Origin of the sequence: Pseudoalteromonas sp. NZS127, assembly GCF_015864805.1 — a bacterium.
Lineage (GTDB): Bacteria > Pseudomonadota > Gammaproteobacteria > Enterobacterales > Alteromonadaceae > Pseudoalteromonas > Pseudoalteromonas nigrifaciens.
This window is the reverse complement of sequence record NZ_JADYWN010000006.1, coordinates 116,619-136,847: the sequence shown is the minus strand read 5'-3', so window position 1 is coordinate 136,847 and position 20,229 is coordinate 116,619. Positions and strand designations below refer to the sequence as shown.

Below are 20,229 nucleotides of genomic sequence, written 5' to 3'. Positions count from 1 at the left end.
TAACACATTAGCAGGATAAACCATGACAGCACCAAAAATTATTGCTTTAGCAGGTAGTTTACGTAAAGACAGCTTTAATCAACAACTGATCAATGAAGCAGCACGCTTTGCATTAGAAAGTGGTGCAGAAGTAGAAATAATTAAACTTGCCGATTTAAATATCCCACTTTTTAATCAAGATATTGAAGCGCAAGGTACTCCTGCCGATGTGCAGCTGTTAAAAGAGAAGTTACGTGCTGCAGATGGTATTTTATTAGCCAGCCCTGAATACAATGGCTCTATTACTGCAGCGCTTAAAAATGCAATCGACTGGGCTTCTCGCACAGAGCAAGGTGCAGTACCTGCTTTTCGCAATAAAGTAGTGGCGTTATTTGCAGCATCGCCCGGTGGATTAGGTGGTCTACGTGGCTTAAACCACGTGCGTGATATTTTAAGTGGTGTTGGCTCATTAGTACTTGCCGATCAGCTAGCAGTACCGGCTGTGCATACTCTACTCGATGAAAATGGCCAAATTAATAACCCAAATACAGCAGAAAAAGTGTCTGCATTAGCACAACAATTAGTAACTGTTGCCAGCAAGCTTAGCTAACCTGCTAAAGCTCTATTTTGTCGCCGCAATTTTAGCGGCGATAAAATCTACATGAGTTACATATAACAAGCCTGCCACTTTACGTATTACGTACTCTTCTTGCGGATCAATCTCACCATCGGCATAGGCTAAGCGCCATAATAACTCTATTATTTCAATGCGCTGCGCAGCACTACAATGTTGGTTAATTTGTTTTGAAAACTGAAAATAATCTGTCGCGCTATCCACGCTACTGTTTGCATTATTTAGCAGCTCGTTTACGTCTGCATCGTTTAATGCAAAATAGCGTTTTAAGGTAGTCGTTAAAGTATGTTGTTCATCATCATCTAACTTAGCATCGGCGCGCATTACCTCAATTAATAATGCAGCAACCGCTGTTTTTAAATCATGCTCTTGCATACTTGGCTGTTGCTCATCGAATACAGAAAAAAGTTGTTTTATTTGTTTGAACATCACACTTTCCCTTATTGGGTGTTAAACTTAATATAAATAAATAGCGCTTAATACTGATAGTATTAATGGGTATAAAGTTCGCAAATTAAAGGAATTATTTATGCAAGGATTAAACATTAGCTTAGTTATTGGCAGTACTTTGCTAGCTTGTTCAAGCGTAGGCACAGCTTTTGCCGAACAAGCAAAAACAGAAAAACTCTACGACTTTGATAATAAAGTACATTATTACCAAACAAAACTCGACGATGATAACTATAAAATAGAGATCCAGTCAGACGATTACAAACACTTTGCAAATCAGAGTGTATTTTTACTACGCCATGCTAATCGCTTGTGCCTTAATAAAACATTTATGCTTAAAGTGCTGGATGGCGTGCAAGAGTACGAAAGTATGCCTACTAACCCTAGAGCTTACCAACCAGCATTAAGTGTTTTACTACAGTGCGAAGATGAATAATTTTAGTCTGTGTATCCCCAAGGGGCTGCTGGCGGAGTGATGGGTTTAGTTAAATCAAAATCCACTTTAAATTCGCGGCCTTGACGAATTAAACGATAAGTAAATACCTCAGGATAAATATACATTTGCCAAGTATTACCTACCGACTGTGCTATCCCTTGTGCAACAAATAATTCTTTTGAATATTGATCGGCAGGAAACGACTGCATTTGTGCAAAGCCAGCATCATTTGTATGCCCGCCATACATAGTTGAGATGTCGTTAGAACCATTTTGATGGCGATGGTCGTGCTTTAAGCTTAAGCCACTGCCCGTTTTAGTAATAATCCAAGTGCGCGATGCATCATCACCCACATGAAATGGCACTTGCAGCTCACTGTCGGTACATTTACGTACATGCATTACTAATTTTTTGCCCGCAAACGAGCTTGGTCCCGCGGCGTTATCAACACTTACCTTGCCTTCATAAGCTTTACCGCAATGTGCAGCAATATTACTAAAAAACGCATCGTGGCTAGCAATAGACACCAAAGGCGCAGGGCTTGCTACAACAGTTGATGAAGCCAATAATAAAGTGGCTGCAGTTAATAATTTCATCACATATTCCTTATAATAGTTTTTAGTACCATAGCCCTTTAACTCACTTAAAGGAAGTAATCACGATGAACCACCAAAGTGCAGGAGTAACCAACAAATGATACTTGCAACTCGCTGATAATTTTAAAATATAAATTGTTGCAAAAAAAATATAATAATTAAATACTGCCAACTGTAAAATTAATAACTAGCATGGAGCGCAGAACCAAATGACAAATTATATAGGCTTAATAATAGTCATATTATTATTGATTTTACAAAATCGTTATTACCTTTCCCTATGTAAATACCTTGCTCAGCACTACCCAAATGAATGGCAAAAGCTTACCCAAAACTCTTTAGATGGAACAGCACATGCCAACCTTGCTGAATCATTTAAAAATGGCTTTTTTGCGACCATAGATGACTCGAAAGTAACCCGTTTTCAAACCTTTAAAAGGATAAACTTATTAATAATAGCAGCCATTTCCGCCGCTAGTTTAGCTACTGCATTTTTATTTTGAACAAATTGATAAAACAATTAATGTGTTGCCGCTAAAATAAAAAAGCGCAGCTTATGCTGCGCTAAATACGTCTTTTTATTTATTTTAACAACTTACTGCCAAGGACGCTCTGCAGCAAGTTGCTGCTCAAACGCGTCTATTTGTGGGTTAAGCGTTTCGGTTACGCCAATAAAGTCTAGGCCGCTTAATAGACGCTCTTTTACGTCTTTGCGAATATCAAAACTAATGGGGGCAAATTTAGTGCTAGTCAGTGTTTGATTTTCAAGATCGATATCGATATGAATATCGTCATGTTGCTCACTTAACACAAATAATTGCTCTAGCGTATCGCCAGGCAGTGCAATGGCTAACATTTGATTATTGCCACAGTTATTGAAGAAAATATCGGCAAAGCTTTCAGCCAAAATCACTTCAAAACCATATTGCTTTAGTGCCCATGGCGCGTGTTCGCGTGATGACCCACAACCAAAGTTGTCGCGCGTTAGTAATATTTGCGCGCCTTGGTAGCAAGGACGATTTAAAATAAAATCAGGGTTTGGCTCGTCATTTTCTAAATAGCGCCAATCATAAAATAATGCGGCATCAAAGCCTTCGCGGCTGGTTGAGGTTAAAAACTGCTTTGGAATAATTTGATCCGTGTCCACGTTGTTTTTATCCAATGGGGCCATTAAGCCACTAAAATAAATGCTCATTAGGCTTCTCCTCTAATATCAACAAAGTGACCATGTATAGCTGCCGCAGCGGCCATTGCAGGGCTAACCAAATGGGTGCGCCCGCCACGGCCTTGACGTCCTTCAAAGTTACGATTTGAGGTGGATGCACAGCGTTTACCTGCACCTAAGCGGTCGTCGTTCATTGCTAAACACATTGAACAACCCGGTTCACGCCACTCAAAGCCAGCTGCTTTAAAAATATCTGCTAAGCCTTCGTCTTCGGCTTGTTTTTTAACTAAACCAGAACCCGGTACAATTAACGCTTCAATACCGGCAACTACTTTTTTGCCTTCGACTATTTTTGCTGCTGCACGTAAATCTTCAATACGACTATTGGTGCACGAGCCAATAAACACGGTATCTACTTTTGCACTTGATAACTTTTCGCCCGCTTTTAGGCCCATGTACTTTAATGCACTGCGGATCGCATCAGCTTTAATTAGATCAGGTTCTTTATCAGGATCAGGAATACACTCGTCTACGCCAATCACTTGCTCTGGGCTAGTGCCCCAAGTAATTTGTGGCTGAATGCTGCTGGCCTCCAGCTCAACAACATGATCAAACTGCGCACCATCATCTGTTTTTAATGTTTCCCAATACTTAACAGCTGCGTCAAAATCAGCGCCTTTAGGAGCAAATGGGCGACCTTTTAGGTAATCATAAGTGATTTGGTCAGAAGCAATTAAACCTGCCTTGGCACCCATTTCTATACTCATATTACACAACGTCATACGTGCTTCCATCGACAACGCTTCAATTCCTTCACCGCAAAATTCTGCAACGTAGCCCGTGCCACCCGCTGTACCTAACTTACCAATAACCGCCATAATTAAGTCTTTTGCAGTAACGGTGGGACGCAAACGGCCATTTATTTGAATTTTTAACGACTTAGCCTTTTTTTGTTGCAATGTTTGCGTTGCTAATACGTGTTCAACCTCTGAGGTGCCAATACCGTGGGCAAGCGCACCAAATGCGCCATGAGTCGACGTATGGCTGTCACCACATACTATGGTCGTGCCTGGCAAAGTTATACCCTGCTCTGGCCCCATAACATGCACTATGCCTTGATTAATTGAGTTTAAATCGTAAAGCACAATGCCAAACTCTTTACAGTTTGCATCTAGTGCCATTAATTGATTTTTCGACACTTCGCTAGCAGCATCCAATGAGCGACTTTTGGTCGATACATTATGATCCATAGTAGCGAAGGTTTTTTCTGGGCAGCGTACAGTGCGGTTTTTTTCACGCAAACCAGCAAAGGCTTGTGGTGACGTAACTTCGTGTACTAAATGACGGTCAATATAAAGTAAATCGGTTTGCTCGTTGATACTGGCAATTGTATGTGCTTGCCAAATTTTGTCGTATAACGTTTGGGCCACTTGCTAATCCCCTAATCTGTTTTGAGCCGCAGCCTAACGGAGCTGCGGCATTAAAATGTGTTTTTAGTTAAATGCGTGCAACAATCGCTGCAGCAACATCATTGGTAGTGTAGCCAGCGTTTGGAAATATATCTGGCGTACCTACGCCCGCTGCAACGGCTTCAGCTACTGCTTTTTCAATGGTGCGTGCAGCTTCGTCTTGGCCCAATGAGTAACGCAGCATTAGTGCGGCACTTAAAATTTGTGCAATCGGATTTGCCACGCCTTTACCTGCAATATCGGGGGCTGAGCCACCGGCAGGCTCGTATAAACCAAAGCCCGACTGGTTCAAACTAGCCGATGGTAATAACCCCATAGAGCCAGTGATCATCGCGCACTCATCAGACAAAATATCGCCAAATAAGTTATCGCACAGTAATACATCAAACTGGCTTGGTTGTTTTACAAGCTGCATTGCTGCGTTATCTACGTAAATATAATCAAGTTTTACTTCTGGATAGTCTTTGCTTACTTCGGTAACAACTTCGCGCCATAGTACGCTTGATGCTAAAACGTTGGCTTTATCAACCGAAGTAACATGGCTACTACGCAGTTTTGCGGCTTCAAAGGCAAAACGTGCAATACGTTCTATTTCTTTACGTGAGTATCTTTGCGTATCGAATGCTGATTCATTTTCGCCTTCGCCGCTGCGCCCTTTTTCACCAAAATAAATGCCACCGGTTAGCTCACGTACACACAAAATGTCAAAGCCTTGCTCGCTAATATCAGCGCGTAGTGGCGATGCGGTGCTTAGTGCTGGTAATAATTGTGCTGGGCGTAAATTACAAAACAAGCCAAAGTGTTTGCGCAGTGGTAACAGTGATCCACGCTCAGGTTGCTCATCGGGCGGTAAATGCTCCCACTTTGGACCACCAACAGCACCAAATAAAATAGCATCGGCATTTTCACAGGCTGTAACTGTACTTTGTGGTAAGGCTTTTCCATGCTTATCGATGGCTGCCCCACCAATTGCATGGTGTTCGCGGTTTAGAGTAAAACCAAACTTATTGCTCACTGCATCCAGTACTTGCTCTGCTGCTGCCATTATTTCTGGGCCAATACCATCACCCGCTAATACGGCTACACTGTAGTTTGTTTTACTCATCCTGCTTTCCTTTGTTGTTTTAAATCAGACACTTTTTGTGCGCGATAAATTAAATTATAAACACGAACCATAGCGCGTACCGACGCTTCCACCACATCTGCTGCTATGCCGGCACCGTGATAAGGGCGGCCGTTAAATTTAGCAATAATGTTTACCTGCCCAAGTGAACTTGCACCTTGGCCTGTGGCTTCTAAGTTATACTCAATCATTTCTACGCTCATTCCGGTTAAGCGCTCAATAGCAGCAAAAGAGGCTTCAACTGGGCCATTCCCCGTTGCTGCTTCTTGTTTAGCTTCGCCATCTATCAACATGCCAATAGTAGAGCTGGCTACCGATTGTGAGTTAGATACCGAGTTAACAAACTCTAATTGGTACTTTTCGTCTTTGTCGTTAATTTGATTAAAGTAAATCATCGCTTCAAGGTCGTAATCGTATACAGTACCTTTTTGATCAGCCAAGGCTATAAAACTTTCGTATAGACTATCCATATCATAATCAGACTTTTGATAGCCTAATTCTTCTAAGCGATGTTCAATAACATGGCGTCCAGAGCGTGAAGTCATATTTAATTGGTTGCTCGGTACACCCACACTTTCTGGCGACATAATTTCGTAGGTGTTTTGCGCTTTTAATACGCCGTCTTGATGTATACCTGAGCTGTGTGCAAAGGCGTTCTCGCCCACAATGGCTTTATTAGGCTGTACTGGCATATTACAAATTTTAGCGACTTGGCGAGATGCGCGATAAATTTCTTCACTTTTAATATCGGTATACACGTTTAAGTGGTCTTTGCGCATTTTCATGATCATTGCCACTTCTTCAAGTGAGCAGTTACCCGCACGTTCACCAATGCCGTTAATAGTACACTCAATTTGGCGAGCACCCGCTTGCACAGCAGCAATAGAGTTGGCAACAGCTAAGCCTAAATCGTTATGGCAATGCACACTTAAGCGTGCTTTATCAATATTTGGCACATTGTTCATTAAATGACGGATCATGCCTGCGTATTCGTCCGGCGTTACAAAGCCAACTGTATCGGGTAAATTAATAGTAGAAGCACCGGCTTTAATTGCCTGCTCTACAATGCGGCATAAATCCCAATGTGGTGTACGTCCGGCGTCCTCACACGAAAACTCCACATCATCGGTATAGTTACGTGCTAATTTAATTGATTTAACTGCCATAGCAGTGGCATCGTCCAAGCTCATGCGTAACTTGTGCTCAAGGTGCAAAGGGCTGGTAGCAATAAAAGTATGAATTCGACTTTGCTGCGCGTTACGAAGTGCTTCGCCACATGCTTCAATGTCTTTAGCAACTGAGCGCGCTAGGCCACAAATAATTGGCCCTTTAACCTCGGTAGCAATACGCTGCACGGAGCGAAAATCTGCTGGGCTCGATACCGGAAAACCCACTTCCATTACATCTACATTTAAGCGACTAATGGTGTGCGCTAGCTGAATTTTATCATCTTCGGTAAGGCTTGCTTTAAGCGCCTGCTCACCATCACGTAATGTGGTATCAAAAATCCATACTTTATCTTGGTCTTGCATAACAGCCTCTCATTCCAATGCTATTTATTGTTAACTTATCCTACCGCGAGATAAAAAAAACCCCGCAAGTGCGGGGTTTTTTTATGTTTAGCTCAATGCAAACACACTAATCCCCGCTCACTTGCCATAGCAGTAAGAGGTTCAGTTTTAGTGTAATTAAACGAATAATATGCATCTTGCTTTCTTATTTGTGTCGAGTGAGGCTTATTTTTAACATTACCATGCACAAGGTGCAAGCATAAAAATTCTAATATTTGTATTTAACATCGCTTTAAACAGAAATAATTATGCACTAAAGCAAGGTTTGGTGAGGTTTTTTAACAATAAAGCACCGAAAAGTGCTTAAATTACTAAGCACTGTAAAGCACAGTGCTTAGATTAACTTTTTACTCTGTTAAATCTCTTTATTTGTTTCTCGCACATAATGCGTTGCACCACGAGTAATGTAGCGCAATTGCCAAATAACACGCTCTACTAACTCATCGCGTTGTAAGCCCTCTAAATCAAGCGCTTCTGCTCCAGCATTAAATACCAGTGTTACCATGGCTTCAGATTGAATATACGCATGGGTGGCATCGCATTTTGTTTCGCTTTCTAGGTAGTGCGCCAACTCTAAAATAAAGTGCTTAACTTCGCGTGCTACCGCCGCTCTAAACGCTTTTGAAGTACCAGATCGTTCGCGCAGTAATAACCTAAATTGATTACTCGAGTTGTCAATAAACTCCATAAAGGTCACCACCGAGGTATTTATTACGCTACCACCGCTGGCAATGCGTCGGCGCGCTTGGCGCATAAGTTGACGCAGGGTTAAACCCGCTTCATCAACCATGGTTAAACCCAGTTCGTTCATATCTTTAAAATGTCGATAGAAAGAAGTTGGTGCAATACCGGCTTCACGCGCAACTTCGCGTAAACTTAAGTTTGAAAAGCTATGATCGGCACTCAACTGATTGAATGCCGCCTCAATTAACGCTTGTCGTGTTTTTTGTTTCTGTTGCGCTCTAACACCCGACATCAACAGCTCCCTGAATGAATTTATAGCAAATTTTGATTAAAATAGTTTAATTACTCAGTCTAATACTTGACGCCAAGAGTTTGAAATATTATTTTAGCTTACAGTTGTACGCTGAGATAGAGAATTATGAACAAACCACCACTTATTTGGACCAACGTCCTATTTTTTAGCCTTACTTTTTTGGCCGCGATAACGCTTGTGCCTTGGTATGGTATTAACTACGGATTTTCTAGTGCCCACTGGATTGCCTTTGTCGGCTGTATGTTTTATGCAGGCTTATCAATTACTGCCGGTTACCACAGATTGTGGGCACATAAAACCTATAACGCCCATCCGGCGGTTGAGTTTGTGTTTGCCTTAGGCGGTGCATTTGCACTGCAAAACAGTGCACTACATTGGAGCAGCGACCACCGTGTGCATCACGGCCAAGTTGACGACCCAATAAAAGACCCTTATGCCGCAACCAATGGTTTTTGGTATAGCCATATTGGCTGGATGTTACGTGACTATCAAACTGATAGCTACGGCGATTACAGTAACTGTCGCGATTTACAACGCAATAAAATTGTAATGTGGCAACACAAACATTATTTAAAGTTAGCTCTTTTAATGAATGTAGGCCTACCTCTTACGCTAGGATTACTAGTTGGCGATGTATGGGGCATGTTATTACTTGCCGGTTTACTGCGCTTAGTACTTAGTCAGCACTTTACCTTTTTTATTAATTCGGTAGCCCATATTTGGGGCTCTCGTCCGTACACCGAAAAAAATACCGCCCGCGACAACGGCTTTTTAGCCCTATTTACATATGGCGAGGGGTATCATAACTTTCATCATATTTTTGCCAGTGATTACCGTAACGGCATTAGGTGGTTTCATTATGACCCCACTAAATGGGTTATTCGCTCGTTAGCTGCCCTTGGTTTAGCCAGTAAACTAAAGCGCACACCGGTTGAACGCATTGAAAAAGCCAAGGCCGAAACTTTAATGGGCAAAACACAAGTTCGTCTTGCAAAATTGCCTTTAGCACAAGATAAGCTTACATTATTACAACAAGAATATGATTTACTGCTGAAAAAACTGCAAAATTATTGTTCACTACAAAAACAAGTGTTAGAAGTTAAAAAAAATAACATGGCAAAGCAGTGTGAACGTTCAGCATTAATGGCACAATACCATGAGCTGGAAGCCGCCTGGGAAAATCAGAAACAGGCATGGCTAGCACTTAATGCGAGGTTATTAAAAGCCTCTTTTAGTTAATATAGGAGTGGCTGTGGCCAAACAACCAGAAAAGAAAAAAACACCCGTGACATACCAATATGATGCAGTAATTATTGGCACGGGTCCTGGCGGTGAAGGTACCGCTATGAACCTTTCAAAAAATAACAAAAAAGTGGCTGTTATTGAACGCCACGAAGCCGTAGGTGGGGGCTGTGTACATTGGGGAACCATTCCCTCTAAAGCCCTACGTCACTCGGTTAGCCGTTATATAGAATATAAAACAAACCCTTTATTTAATACCGGTGATCGACTTGCTCGACTCACTTTTCCTGACATTTTACGCCATGCCAGCTCAGTTATTTCTAAGCAGTCTAATTTACGTAGCAGTTTTTACGACCGTAACCGTATTCAAATGTTTCAAGGCGACGCGCGTTTTATTGATAAACATACAGTTGAAGTAACTCGCCAAGATGGTTCAACTGAGCGTTTAACGGCCAAGACTATTGTTATTGCTACAGGTTCGCGCCCATACCGTCCGCCAGAAGTAGACTTTACCCATTCTCGTATTTACGACAGCGATACTATTTTAGGGTTAACCCACGATCCACATCGCGTACTTATTTATGGTGCGGGTGTAATTGGTTGTGAGTATGCCTCTATTTTTAAAGGCTTAGGTGCCAAAGTTGATTTAGTTAACACTCGCGACCGCCTACTTGCCTTTATGGACACAGAAATATCTGACGCGCTGAGTTATCACTTTTGGAATAGCGGTATTGTAATTCGTCATAACGAAGAGTTTGATCATATTGAAACCCGTGATGACTGTGTAATTATGCATTTAAAATCGGGTAAACGCGTAAAAGCTGACTGTATTTTGTTTGCTAATGGCCGCACCGGTAATACCGACAAGCTTAACCTTGAAGCAATTGGCTTAAAACCTGATAGCCGTGGTCAGTTAAAAGTAAACGAAACCTATCAAACCGAAATTGACAACGTATACGCTGTAGGCGATGTGATTGGTTACCCAAGCCTAGCGAGTGCCGCATTTGACCAAGGCCGTATTGCAGCAGATGCAATTTCCTGTGGCAACTGTGATGAAAAGCTGATTATTGATATTCCAGCGGGTATTTATACTATTCCTGAAATGAGCTCAGTAGGTAAAACCGAGCAGCAACTTACTGCTGCTAAAGTTCCGTATGAAGTAGGTCGTGCGCAATTTAAACACCTTGCGCGTGCGCAAATTGCGGGTACTGAAGTGGGTACTTTAAAAATATTATTTCATACAGAAACCAAAGAAGTACTGGGTGTACATTGCTTTGGTGAGCGCGCCTCAGAAATTGTCCACATTGGCCAAGCCATAATGGAGCAAAAAAATGGCGGCAATAATATTGAATACTTTGTAAATACCACTTTTAACTACCCAACTATGGCTGAAGCCTACCGAGTTGCAGCGTTAAATGGATTAAATCGCTTATTTAAGTAAAGCTTTTAAGCTAGGAATAACCTATGTAATGTGGTTATTTGATAAATAGGCAATAACGACGCATAAGTGCCAAACACGCCTTATTAAAAAGCCCGCTTACTAAAAATAGTAAGCGGGCTTTTTGTTGTTTAGCTGTTTTGTCCTTAAATGTGTTTACACATTTAAGACTTATTTATGAAAAATAACACACTAAACACTCAGTACTTTATTTGATATTTATTACTTATGGTATTTAGCACTGAACTCATGCACGGCATTAATAAACACACCTGCATTTTCAGGGTCTACATCTGGTGTAATACCATGGCCAAGGTTAAATACGTGGCCATTACCTGTGCCAAAGTCTTCTAAAATAGTCGCTACTTCTTGACGAATACGCTCTGGCGTACCGTGCAGCATTGACGGGTCCATATTACCTTGTAATGCTACTTTGTCGCCTACACGGCGCTTAGCATCGCTAATATTAATGGTCCAATCAAGGCCGATAGCATCACAACCAGTTGCTGCAATTGCTTCAATCCATTGGCCACCATTTTTAGTAAACAAAGTAACTGGTACTCTACGGCCATCGTATTCACGAATTAAACCATCAACAATTTTGTGCATGTACTGCAATGAAAACTCATTGTAGTCGCGCGGGCTTAATACACCGCCCCATGAGTCAAACACCATTAACGATTGTGCACCGGCTTTAATTTGCGCATTTAAGTAATCGATAACCGAATCAGCTAGTTTATCGAGTAATAAATGTAGCGTTTGCGGCTCTGCAAATGCCATTTTTTTAATTTTGCCAAATACTTTGCTGCTGCCGCCTTCAACCATATAAGTCGCTAACGTCCACGGTGACCCCGAAAAACCAATTAATGGTACTTCGCCTTTTAGTTCACGACGAATAGTACTAACCGCATTCATTACATAACCAAGATCGTCGTTTGGATCTAGCTTAGGAATTTTTTTAACATCGGCAAGCGATGAAATTGGACGCTCGAACTTTGGACCTTCACCCGTTTCAAAGTACAGACCTAAGCCCATAGCATCTGGAATGGTTAAAATATCACTAAATAAAATAGCGGCATCTAGCGGGTAGCGGCGTAATGGTTGTAGTGTTACTTCGCAAGCAAGCTCAGCATTTCTACACAGGCTCATAAAATCGCCCGCTTGTGCACGTGTAGCACGGTATTCTGGTAAATAGCGTCCTGCTTGGCGCATCATCCATACTGGAGTTACATCAACAGGTTGTTTTGCAAGTGCACGTAAATAACGGTCGTTTTTTAATTCGCTCATAGCGTAAAATAATCCTAATGCTTATAGAAATTGAGCAAGATTGTACCACCATATTCATTACCTCTCTATCGCTAAGCGATTAAATTGACAGCAACAGGAGGTAGATCAAGATGTTTTGAGTTTTTAACTGTTTTTGACTATTAAACAAGCAAACAGTAGCAACAATTAAAACTTTTCATTAATATGTTTGCAACATACTTAAATCCTTGGTATTGTTTATCCCGCGTTAACAAAAACAATAATAAAAATCTTAAAACAATAAAAATAAAAGTTTTAAAATAACAATAACAAAAATCTTCTAATAAAAATAAGAAAGCTTGTTATAACAAGCCATAGAAAAAAATTAAGCCACCGTAACAGGTGGTTTTTTCTTGCCTGCAATAAATTATCAATTCCCTACAAATAAAATAAACTGCTTCTAGATCATCTATTTTACTAGTTGATATACACATCAATTAACTATATCTTGAGGTATAAACAATTTTTACTTTTAACTAAAAAACCAACCCAGCTTAGGAGAACGATTATGCTGACGCGTGTAGAAAATGCTCAACAAAAGTGGGGGGGTAGCCATACTGTAATTGATAAATGGCTAAACGAGCGACAACGCCTCATTGTGCTTTATTGTAAGCTAGCTGGGTTTTCACCTTCTGATAAAAAAGATCATGCCCTGCCTGAACCACAACAAATTGAAACGTTTTGCCAAATTTTAATGGATTACTTATCTGCCGGTCACTTTGAAATATACGATGACATTGCTAAGGCTTGTGAAAGTAAAGGCCCAGAAAGCCAATTGCTAGCAAATGCTATTTACCCAAAAATAACAGATACCACCGACATTGCGCTAGATTTTAACGATAAATACGCTGAAGTTGATAAAGAAGATTTACTAGTAGGCTTTGACAATGACTTATCTGTTCTTGGTGAAGCACTTGAAGCGCGCTTTGCGCTAGAAGATGAGCTTATTGATAACTTATTTGCTAATCATACGGATTAACAAGCGCACCGTTATTTATACGCATTAAAAAAGGGACTTAAAGTCCCTTTTTGTATATGTAGGCTAAATTATTTTTAGCTTATCTCTTATTTACTCTGCTGCTGCAGCATCTGCATCGCTTTGAATTTCTAATAATTCCACTTCAAATACAAGTGTTGAATTAGCAGGAATTTTACCTAAATCACGGTCGCCATAAGCTAGCTCAGAAGGAATTGTAAATTTATATTTAGAACCAACAGGCATAAGTTGTAAACCTTCAGTCCAACCAGTAATTACACGGTTAAGAGGGAAAGTTGTTGGCTCGTTACGTGAATATGAGCTATCAAATTCAGTACCATCTAAAAGTGTGCCTTTATAATGTACTTTAACTACATCAGTTGCAGCTGGTTTTTCGCCATCACCTTGAGTAATCACTTCGTACTGTAAGCCAGACTCAGTAACAGTAACGCCTTCTTTTTTAGCGTTATCAGCTAGGTATTTTACACCCGCTTCTTTGCTTTTTTCAGACTCTACTTTTGCTTGTGCTTCTTGCTTAGTACGCACTGATGTATCTAACTCAGTTAATACTTCGCGAATTTTTTCTTCGTCAATTTTTGCATTACCAGCAAGTGCATCTTCAAAACCACGAATTAACAGCGCTTGGTCTAGTTCAATACCAATTTCTTTTTTATCGGCTAAGTCTTTATTTAAAAAGTTACCTACCGATGCGCCAATACCGTATGCTTGTTGCTGCGCTACAGTGTCTAGTTTAACTTCAGCTTGCTCTTTTTTTGCTTCTTGATTACATGCTGTAAGCGCTAAAACTGACGCTGCAATCAATGACAATTTAATCGTCTTTTTCATTTTAAATCTCCGACACACTTTGCAGTTGCCATTTATTGTATTATTACTAGTTAAAGATTAACGACCTACATGATAGGCTGCTTGTTTAATAACTAAAATTTACGTTGTTAGCTAAACTAAAAACATATCCAGTGATTAGACAAACAACCTAGGCCTTCAACGAGACCTAGTCTAACCTCTCAATCACTAAGAGTTAAGAGGAAATGCTTGTAATATGCCGTTATTTCGTACTTTTTTTATCGTGTTTTGCTGTTTATCGGCCATCGCCTGTAGTGATGAAAAACAACAAGCTGTTGCCAGTTATGAACATGCTGCACAAGGCGCGTTTTCATCGGCGCTATCGCATGATGGTAGATACAGCTTAGTCTCCTCCATTAACCATGGGGTCGCGCTGTGGGATAATCAACAGCAAGCACTTAAATACCAATGGTTTCAGCAACAAGCCCAAGATAGCCTGGTTTATGCCGTTGCTATCGCTTTTGACAACAGTGTGGCTGTTACCGCCGAAAAAACCACCTTTGCGGTATGGGATATTGCCACCGGCGAAAATAAAGGTTACTACAAAATACAAAAATCCAGTATTCGCGATATTGCTATAAGCAACCAAGGCCGTAGCGTACTATACGGGCGCAGCGATGGCGTAGTGGTGTTTATTAACCTTGAAACTGGCCGCCGTATTGAGTTTTTAGGCCACCAAGAAAAAGTAAACACGGTCGATCTTGCCCCTAACGGGCGCTATGCTTTAAGTGGTTCAAACGATTACGTTGCTTACTTTTGGGATACGCGTACAGGGCAAGTGATTCATCGCTTTAACCACCCTACTCGTGTTACTCAAGTTACGCTTGACCCACAAGGTCGCTATGCATTTACGGCCGACAGTATGGCACAAGCAAATGTATGGAAGCTGACTACAGGTGATCTTGTAAGTAAACTGAAGTATATTGCGCGTCAGAAAATTTTTACGGCGGTACGCTTTAACGATCAAGGTGATTTGCTAGCAACTGGGTCGCCTAATAAACGCATTGATTTATGGCAAATATCGAGCGGTGAAAAAATTCAAACTTGGCAAGTGACACCACGCGAAGGCAGTAAGCCTAAATCGGCCGTGGTGCTCGATGTAACATTTACAGATAACGGCAGGTCGTTATTAACCGAAAGCTCCAGCGGTATCGCAGAGCGATTTATTATACGAGAGAATAATGAACACAATTGAACATCGCTTAATGGAACTTGAGGCCAAAGTGGCTTTTCAAGACGAAACAATTGATATTTTAAATGACGAAATAAAAGTTCACCAGCAGCTGTTGGCAAAAATGAAACGCCAAACAGAGCTACTGGCTGAAAAAATTAAAGAATCGCAGTCATCATCATCGATGATGTCAAACGAACCTGAGCCACCGCCGCCACATTATTAATATGCAGCTATGCAGCAAAGGATTTAATCTCCTGGTTTAAACACGCCTATAACTTGTTCAAACTGGCGTGTTGACGCCTGCACAGCCTGTTCTGGCTGTGCCATTTTATGGCCGCACTCTACACATTCTACTTTTTCTACATCATGCTCTTTGTAAAGCATTAACCTATCCATGGCTTTACATTCAGGACATGTTGCCCCAGCTATAAATCGCTTCTTTTGTTTCACGAGATTTTTCCCACAGTTTGACCTAATGTTATTTTATCGTATTACGTGATGCGTTGATACGGTTGATATGCCCAATACGATCCGTGTTATCATATTGGCAATTCAATTAGGGCACAGTAAAGTAACGCATTTATGATCCAAATCTCAGAAATAGAACTTCTTCGTGGCGGTAAAGCTTTATTAAAAAATGCATCTGCTACGTTATTTCCAGAGCATAAAGTAGGCCTAGTAGGCGCTAATGGTTGTGGTAAATCAACCCTATTTAGCCTCCTCAAAGCAGAGCTACAGCTCGATGGCGGTAACTTTACTATACCTAAAGACTGGTCTATAGCGTCAGTAAAACAAGAAACTCCCGCACTGGAAATAAGCGCAATAGACTATGTACTACAAGGTCATCCGCAGTATTACGCCATGCGTATTGCACTGCGTGAAGCCGAGCAAGCTAACGATGGCGACGCACAAGCTAAAATACATATTCAGCTTGAAAACATTAAAGGCTACAGCATTGAATCAACCGCTGGTGAGCTATTACATGGTTTAGGCTTTGCTAATAACTTAATAGAAAACCCGGTAAGTTCATTTTCGGGTGGCTGGCGTATGCGCTTAAATTTAGCCCAAGCGCTTATTCGCGATGCCGACCTGTTATTACTTGATGAGCCCACTAACCACCTTGATTTAGACGCAGTATATTGGCTTGAACGTTTTTTACGTGCTTATACTGGCACTTTAGTGCTGATATCGCATGACCGTGAGTTTTTAGATGCCGTAGTTGATCAAATTTGGCATATAGATAAACAACTTATCAACGTGTACAAAGGCAACTACTCGCAGTTTGAGCGTCAAAAGGCCGAGCGCATGCTACAGCAGCAAGCCATGTTTGATAAGCAACAAGAGCAAATTGCTCATCTAGAACAGTTTATAACTCGCTTTAAAGCAAAAGCCAGTAAAGCTAAGCAAGCACAAAGCCGCGTGAAAGCACTTGAGCGTATGGAAAAATTAGCTCCAGCACATGCCGACTCGCCATTTAACTTTGAGTTTGCCGAGCCAAAAGCATTACCAAACCCACTAATGACAATAGATAAAGCCAAAGCGGGATATGGTGATATCACCATTTTAAATAATATAGAATTAAACTTAGTACCAGGCAGCCGCATTGCTTTACTTGGCCGAAATGGCGCGGGTAAATCAACGCTAATTAAACTGCTTTCGGGTGATTTAGAGCCTCAAGCTGGCGAAGTTATTCAGCACCATGGGCTAAATATTGGTTATTTTGCGCAGCATCAACTTGAATCTCTTGATTTAAAAGCCAATGCAATAACACATATACAACGACTAAACCCAAAGGCTACTGAGCAATCACTGCGTGATTTTTTAGGCGGATTTGCCTTTATTGGTGATAAAGCGCTTGAGCCAGTAGCACCCTTTTCGGGGGGCGAGAAAGCACGTTTAGTACTTGCCATGCTGGTATATCAAAAGCCAAATTTATTACTACTCGATGAGCCAACCAACCACCTTGATTTAGAAATGCGCCATGCACTTGTTATGGCACTGCAAGGCTTTGAGGGCGCTATGGTTACTGTATCGCACGACCGCCATATGCTTAAAAACACCGCCGATGAATTTTACTTAGTAGATGACGGCAAAGTAACTCAATTTGGTTACGACTTAGATGCGTATTACCAATGGCTGCTTAACGCCAATAAAGAAGCGACTAAAACAGAGCAAAGTGACGAAGTAAAAGCTAATTCAGGTATTAACCGTAAAGAGCAAAAACGCCTTGAGGCCGAATTTAGAAAAGCCACGCAACCGCTTAAAAAACAAATTGAAAAGCTCGAAAAGCAACTCGACAAATACGCTGCAGAGCTCAATGAGGTTGAAGTAGCATTAGGTGATAACGAGCTATATTCTGATGACAATAAAGCCAAGCTAAAAGAGTTACTAGCCAAACAAGCCACACTTACACCTAAGCTTAACGACATTGAAGAAGCGCTCCTTATGGCGCTAGACGAAATGGAACAAAAAGAGCAGGCGTTCGCCGATGAACTTGCTCAATAGCGACCATTTTTGGCAATTTTCCTGCACTTTGTACGCAAAGCCAGTGCAACAACAAACCTTGCTGGAGTTACAAAACCAGCAAGGTAAAAACGTTAATTTGTGTTTATTACTCTTGTATTTAGATTCACTAAACTTAGTTGTAAATAGTCAGCAGCTTGGAGTATTAACACAAGTTGTTAATGAGCTCGATAATAACGTGATGCAGCAACTACGCGCAGCACGCAGTTATTTAAAAGTACACCAACAAGCTATTACTGACTATGCAAACATACGCAAAGAGCTGCTTAGCGCTGAGCTCAAGCTTGAAAAGCAGCAACAGCAAATGCTAATAAATGCAGTAAATGAATGTGAATTGGTAGAGTGTACCGAGCCAAATAATATTGAATTATATTTAAAGGCCAGCTTTTAGGTACAAAGCGCCAGAAAAAACAGCTCGCGCATATTTCAATACTTATGAGTCCTACCCTCTTTTACTGCTCATTCTTTTCTCTTTGTGCAAAAGATCTTTAAGTGACTTATTCACAAACAGGTTAAAAGGCGCTGCGCTTTTATAGGGAAAAATTAAAACCTCTTTAATCCTTATATTCTCAGTGGTCAAAGCTGTTTTCACCTGCTCCCTTTACCCATCAGTTAAACCTAATACCTTCTTCTCAAAACATGATCCAAATCAACTTCATATCGCTCATTATTTCACTTAGGTAAATAACTTGATCTTGATCATAACTGTATCCCTAAACCCAGCTTATGATTAACCCATAGACATTAGGAGGCAAGTTATGGACGTATTCTTCAGAGATTTTTTTACCGACCCAGTACTGTTCTTATCGTTTGGTTTTCTGGGGATCGTTATTAGCTTGTGCCTTTTCTTTGTATACTACTTTATTAAGAAAGTACAAGAAGCAGAAATTCCTGACCAAAATTAAGCACGACGCACAAAGCGCCTATCAGTTTACTGATTAGGCGCTTTTTATTTTCCTAGTCGAAAAATTTGCTACACTAGCGCCTCGTTTATTGCAAAGTGTGTAGTACAAACATGATCCATAAGTTCAAACCCGCATGGTGGATGACCAATCGTCACGTTCAGACCATAATGCCGCGTTTTTTCCGCCCATTTCATCATACTCGCTACCAATTGGAGCAACTTGATACTCCCGATGGTGACTTTATCGAGCTTGCTTGGTCGCTACCGCATAACGAAACGGCTCCTCTTGCTGTGGTACTACATGGACTTGAAGGCAATATAAATAGCTTTTATGCCAAAGGCATGATGAAAGCCTTAAAAAAGCAAGGTTTTGCAGTGGTGCTTATGCATTTTAGAAACTGCTCCACCGAAGTAAATCGCTTACCACGTGCTTATCACAGTGGTGATACCGCCGACTTAAGCTTTTTTATAAACCACTTAAAGCAGCTATATCCAAACCGACCTTTAGTTGCGGTAGGCTTTTCGCTAGGTGGTAATGTATTAGCTAAGTATTTAGGCGAGCAACAGCAACAATGCCCGCTAAGTGCAGCAGCACTGGTATCTGCACCTTATGATTTATCGGCATCATCGGATGTTATTCGCAAAAGTTTAGGTAAAATTTATCAAAAATATTTACTCGATCGCATGAAAAAATCAATGCAGCGTAAATTGCCACAAATTAAGCAGCAAATATCGATAACTACCGATCAATTAATGGAAATTGACGACTTGTTAGAGTTTGATAATCAACTTACCGCGCCTTTACACGGCTTTGAAAATGCACATGATTATTACCGCCAAGCCAGTGCTATGCCATATTTAAAACATATAGCGGTGCCAACATTAATTATTCATGCCAAAGACGATCCTATGCTCTCTATAAAGGCCGTACCAAGTAGGCAAGATGTGAGTGAGCATGTTACGCTGCGCATCTCTGAAAAAGGCGGGCATGTGGGCTTTATTAGCGGTAAAAATCCATTTAAGCCGGTATTTTGGTTAGAGCAAGCGGTGCCAAGTTATTTTGGCCAATATGTATTAAATAAAACCAACAAAGAGTCAGTATGATCATTCCTTACGAGCAACTTGATAAAGACACCTTATACAACCTAATAGAAAGCTATGTACTGCGCGAAGGCACTGATTATGGCGAAGTAGAAGCCAGTATTGAATCGAAAGTAAACCAAGTAAAGCTGCAGCTTAAAAGTGGTGAAGCTATGGTATTTTTCTCAGAACTACATGAGTCGGTAACTATCATTTCCAAAGGCGAATTTAAAGCGCTGCAAAGTGAAGAGCATCAGGCACAATCGTTTGATTAGATACAGTTAACTTTGTAGCACTTGTAAC

General features: G+C 40.9%; 22 protein-coding genes. 12 read left to right on the top strand and 10 right to left on the bottom strand.

Going from position 1 to position 20,229, the window contains the following annotated elements; genetic code table 11:
• Nucleotides 1-22 precede the first annotated feature (22 nt).
• Nucleotides 23-589 carry an NADPH-dependent FMN reductase gene (locus I6E78_RS08085; RefSeq protein WP_197182266.1) on the top strand — a complete coding sequence of 189 codons (567 nt, stop codon included), beginning with the start codon at nt 23-25 and terminating at the stop codon, nt 587-589.
• A 12-nt stretch (nt 590-601) separates the two neighbouring features.
• Here I6E78_RS08085 and I6E78_RS08080 read toward each other — a convergent pair whose 3' ends face one another.
• Nucleotides 602-1,042 (bottom strand): tellurite resistance TerB family protein, encoded by a 441-nt coding sequence (locus I6E78_RS08080; RefSeq protein ID WP_011329515.1) that lies wholly within the window; start codon nt 1,040-1,042, stop codon nt 602-604.
• 100 nt (nt 1,043-1,142) lie between these two features.
• Between I6E78_RS08080 and I6E78_RS08075 the strand changes: the two genes are divergently transcribed.
• Nucleotides 1,143-1,499, top strand: a complete 357-nt coding sequence (locus I6E78_RS08075; protein WP_182677780.1) for a hypothetical protein — start codon at nt 1,143-1,145, stop codon at nt 1,497-1,499.
• Nucleotides 1,500-1,501: 2 nt separating this feature from the next.
• Here the strand turns inward: I6E78_RS08075 and I6E78_RS08070 are convergent, their stop codons facing one another.
• Nucleotides 1,502-2,095, bottom strand: a complete 594-nt coding sequence (locus tag I6E78_RS08070) for a hypothetical protein (protein ID WP_197108883.1) — start codon at nt 2,093-2,095, stop codon at nt 1,502-1,504.
• Between the two features lie 209 nt (nt 2,096-2,304).
• Between I6E78_RS08070 and I6E78_RS08065 the strand changes: the two genes are divergently transcribed.
• Complete coding sequence (locus I6E78_RS08065; RefSeq protein ID WP_197182265.1) at nt 2,305-2,598, top strand: hypothetical protein; 294 nt, start codon at nt 2,305-2,307, stop codon at nt 2,596-2,598.
• Between the two features lie 92 nt (nt 2,599-2,690).
• Here I6E78_RS08065 and leuD read toward each other — a convergent pair whose 3' ends face one another.
• The 5 genes from leuD to fabR all read right to left on the bottom strand — a co-directional run bounded on the left by leuD (nt 2,691) and on the right by fabR (nt 8,399).
• Nucleotides 2,691-3,290 carry a 3-isopropylmalate dehydratase small subunit gene (gene leuD / locus I6E78_RS08060; RefSeq protein ID WP_011329519.1) on the bottom strand — a complete coding sequence of 200 codons (600 nt, stop codon included), beginning with the start codon at nt 3,288-3,290 and terminating at the stop codon, nt 2,691-2,693.
• Entirely contained in the window at nt 3,290-4,690 is a 1,401-nt protein-coding gene (gene leuC, locus I6E78_RS08055) for a 3-isopropylmalate dehydratase large subunit (RefSeq protein WP_011329520.1), read from the bottom strand. The genes leuD and leuC overlap by 1 nt, the downstream gene beginning before the upstream one ends.
• A gap of 67 nt (nt 4,691-4,757) precedes the next feature.
• Nucleotides 4,758-5,834, bottom strand: coding sequence for a 3-isopropylmalate dehydrogenase (leuB, locus tag I6E78_RS08050; RefSeq protein WP_011329521.1), 1,077 nt, complete (start codon nt 5,832-5,834; stop codon nt 4,758-4,760).
• A complete protein-coding gene (leuA, locus tag I6E78_RS08045; RefSeq protein ID WP_011329522.1) occupies nt 5,831-7,384 on the bottom strand; it encodes a 2-isopropylmalate synthase in 1,554 nt (517 codons plus the stop codon). The genes leuB and leuA overlap by 4 nt, the downstream gene beginning before the upstream one ends.
• 394 nt (nt 7,385-7,778) lie before the next feature.
• Nucleotides 7,779-8,399 (bottom strand): HTH-type transcriptional repressor FabR, encoded by a 621-nt coding sequence (gene fabR, locus I6E78_RS08040; protein WP_011329523.1) that lies wholly within the window; start codon nt 8,397-8,399, stop codon nt 7,779-7,781.
• Between the two features lie 126 nt (nt 8,400-8,525).
• On the opposite strand from fabR, the gene I6E78_RS08035 reads away from it, so the two are divergent.
• Both I6E78_RS08035 and sthA read left to right on the top strand, forming a co-directional pair.
• Nucleotides 8,526-9,659, top strand: coding sequence for an acyl-CoA desaturase (locus tag I6E78_RS08035; protein ID WP_197182264.1), 1,134 nt, complete (start codon nt 8,526-8,528; stop codon nt 9,657-9,659).
• A 13-nt stretch (nt 9,660-9,672) separates the two neighbouring features.
• Nucleotides 9,673-11,103, top strand: coding sequence for a Si-specific NAD(P)(+) transhydrogenase (gene sthA, locus I6E78_RS08030; protein WP_172459241.1), 1,431 nt, complete (start codon nt 9,673-9,675; stop codon nt 11,101-11,103).
• Nucleotides 11,104-11,322: 219 nt separating this feature from the next.
• Here sthA and hemE read toward each other — a convergent pair whose 3' ends face one another.
• Nucleotides 11,323-12,387, bottom strand: coding sequence for a uroporphyrinogen decarboxylase (gene hemE / locus I6E78_RS08025; protein ID WP_058374381.1), 1,065 nt, complete (start codon nt 12,385-12,387; stop codon nt 11,323-11,325).
• 526 nt (nt 12,388-12,913) lie between these two features.
• Between hemE and I6E78_RS08020 the strand changes: the two genes are divergently transcribed.
• Nucleotides 12,914-13,384: an Rsd/AlgQ family anti-sigma factor gene (locus tag I6E78_RS08020; RefSeq protein WP_011329527.1), complete on the top strand. Its 471-nt coding sequence runs from the start codon at nt 12,914-12,916 to the stop codon at nt 13,382-13,384.
• Between the two features lie 90 nt (nt 13,385-13,474).
• Here I6E78_RS08020 and fkpA read toward each other — a convergent pair whose 3' ends face one another.
• Nucleotides 13,475-14,227, bottom strand: a complete 753-nt coding sequence (fkpA, locus tag I6E78_RS08015) for an FKBP-type peptidyl-prolyl cis-trans isomerase (protein WP_011329528.1) — start codon at nt 14,225-14,227, stop codon at nt 13,475-13,477.
• A 214-nt stretch (nt 14,228-14,441) separates the two neighbouring features.
• Between fkpA and I6E78_RS08010 the strand changes: the two genes are divergently transcribed.
• Together I6E78_RS08010 and I6E78_RS08005 are read left to right on the top strand one after the other, a co-directional pair.
• Nucleotides 14,442-15,440, top strand: a complete 999-nt coding sequence (locus I6E78_RS08010) for a WD40 repeat domain-containing protein (RefSeq protein WP_182684544.1) — start codon at nt 14,442-14,444, stop codon at nt 15,438-15,440.
• Nucleotides 15,427-15,642, top strand: coding sequence for a SlyX family protein (locus I6E78_RS08005; RefSeq protein ID WP_011329530.1), 216 nt, complete (start codon nt 15,427-15,429; stop codon nt 15,640-15,642). Before I6E78_RS08010 ends, I6E78_RS08005 begins: the two co-directional genes overlap by 14 nt.
• 23 nt (nt 15,643-15,665) lie before the next feature.
• Here I6E78_RS08005 and I6E78_RS08000 read toward each other — a convergent pair whose 3' ends face one another.
• Nucleotides 15,666-15,869, bottom strand: a complete 204-nt coding sequence (locus I6E78_RS08000) for a YheV family putative zinc ribbon protein (protein ID WP_041454614.1) — start codon at nt 15,867-15,869, stop codon at nt 15,666-15,668.
• A gap of 132 nt (nt 15,870-16,001) precedes the next feature.
• On the opposite strand from I6E78_RS08000, the gene I6E78_RS07995 reads away from it, so the two are divergent.
• The 4 genes from I6E78_RS07995 to I6E78_RS07980 all read left to right on the top strand — a co-directional run bounded on the left by I6E78_RS07995 (nt 16,002) and on the right by I6E78_RS07980 (nt 20,201).
• Complete coding sequence (locus I6E78_RS07995) at nt 16,002-17,924, top strand: ATP-binding cassette domain-containing protein (RefSeq protein WP_011329532.1); 1,923 nt, start codon at nt 16,002-16,004, stop codon at nt 17,922-17,924.
• Entirely contained in the window at nt 17,908-18,333 is a 426-nt protein-coding gene (locus I6E78_RS07990) for a TIGR02444 family protein (protein WP_089368873.1), read from the top strand. Before I6E78_RS07995 ends, I6E78_RS07990 begins: the two co-directional genes overlap by 17 nt.
• A gap of 624 nt (nt 18,334-18,957) precedes the next feature.
• On the top strand, nt 18,958-19,950 hold the full coding sequence (locus I6E78_RS07985; protein ID WP_011329535.1) for a hydrolase: 993 nt from the start codon (nt 18,958-18,960) through the stop codon (nt 19,948-19,950).
• A complete protein-coding gene (locus I6E78_RS07980; RefSeq protein ID WP_011329536.1) occupies nt 19,947-20,201 on the top strand; it encodes a YheU family protein in 255 nt (84 codons plus the stop codon). The genes I6E78_RS07985 and I6E78_RS07980 overlap by 4 nt, the downstream gene beginning before the upstream one ends.
• Nucleotides 20,202-20,229: the final 28 nt, after the last annotated feature.

What these genes read in the sequence shown, in the direction of transcription:
- I6E78_RS07995 (WP_011329532.1), top strand. Translation starts at nt 16,002, where the DNA reads ATGATCCAAATCTCAGAAATAGAACTTCTTCGTGGCGGTAAAGCTTTA.
- I6E78_RS07990 (WP_089368873.1), top strand. Translation starts at nt 17,908, where the DNA reads ATGAACTTGCTCAATAGCGACCATTTTTGGCAATTTTCCTGCACTTTG.
- leuD (WP_011329519.1), bottom strand. Translation starts at nt 3,290, where the DNA reads ATGAGCATTTATTTTAGTGGCTTAATGGCCCCATTGGATAAAAACAAC.
- I6E78_RS08075 (WP_182677780.1), top strand. Translation starts at nt 1,143, where the DNA reads ATGCAAGGATTAAACATTAGCTTAGTTATTGGCAGTACTTTGCTAGCT.
- I6E78_RS08035 (WP_197182264.1), top strand. Translation starts at nt 8,526, where the DNA reads ATGAACAAACCACCACTTATTTGGACCAACGTCCTATTTTTTAGCCTT.
- I6E78_RS07980 (WP_011329536.1), top strand. Translation starts at nt 19,947, where the DNA reads ATGATCATTCCTTACGAGCAACTTGATAAAGACACCTTATACAACCTA.
- I6E78_RS08010 (WP_182684544.1), top strand. Translation starts at nt 14,442, where the DNA reads ATGCCGTTATTTCGTACTTTTTTTATCGTGTTTTGCTGTTTATCGGCC.
- leuA (WP_011329522.1), bottom strand. Translation starts at nt 7,384, where the DNA reads ATGCAAGACCAAGATAAAGTATGGATTTTTGATACCACATTACGTGAT.
- I6E78_RS08020 (WP_011329527.1), top strand. Translation starts at nt 12,914, where the DNA reads ATGCTGACGCGTGTAGAAAATGCTCAACAAAAGTGGGGGGGTAGCCAT.
- I6E78_RS07985 (WP_011329535.1), top strand. Translation starts at nt 18,958, where the DNA reads ATGATCCATAAGTTCAAACCCGCATGGTGGATGACCAATCGTCACGTT.
- I6E78_RS08070 (WP_197108883.1), bottom strand. Translation starts at nt 2,095, where the DNA reads ATGAAATTATTAACTGCAGCCACTTTATTATTGGCTTCATCAACTGTT.
- I6E78_RS08080 (WP_011329515.1), bottom strand. Translation starts at nt 1,042, where the DNA reads ATGTTCAAACAAATAAAACAACTTTTTTCTGTATTCGATGAGCAACAG.
- I6E78_RS08005 (WP_011329530.1), top strand. Translation starts at nt 15,427, where the DNA reads ATGAACACAATTGAACATCGCTTAATGGAACTTGAGGCCAAAGTGGCT.
- fkpA (WP_011329528.1), bottom strand. Translation starts at nt 14,227, where the DNA reads ATGAAAAAGACGATTAAATTGTCATTGATTGCAGCGTCAGTTTTAGCG.
- leuB (WP_011329521.1), bottom strand. Translation starts at nt 5,834, where the DNA reads ATGAGTAAAACAAACTACAGTGTAGCCGTATTAGCGGGTGATGGTATT.
- I6E78_RS08065 (WP_197182265.1), top strand. Translation starts at nt 2,305, where the DNA reads ATGACAAATTATATAGGCTTAATAATAGTCATATTATTATTGATTTTA.
- fabR (WP_011329523.1), bottom strand. Translation starts at nt 8,399, where the DNA reads ATGTCGGGTGTTAGAGCGCAACAGAAACAAAAAACACGACAAGCGTTA.
- hemE (WP_058374381.1), bottom strand. Translation starts at nt 12,387, where the DNA reads ATGAGCGAATTAAAAAACGACCGTTATTTACGTGCACTTGCAAAACAA.
- I6E78_RS08085 (WP_197182266.1), top strand. Translation starts at nt 23, where the DNA reads ATGACAGCACCAAAAATTATTGCTTTAGCAGGTAGTTTACGTAAAGAC.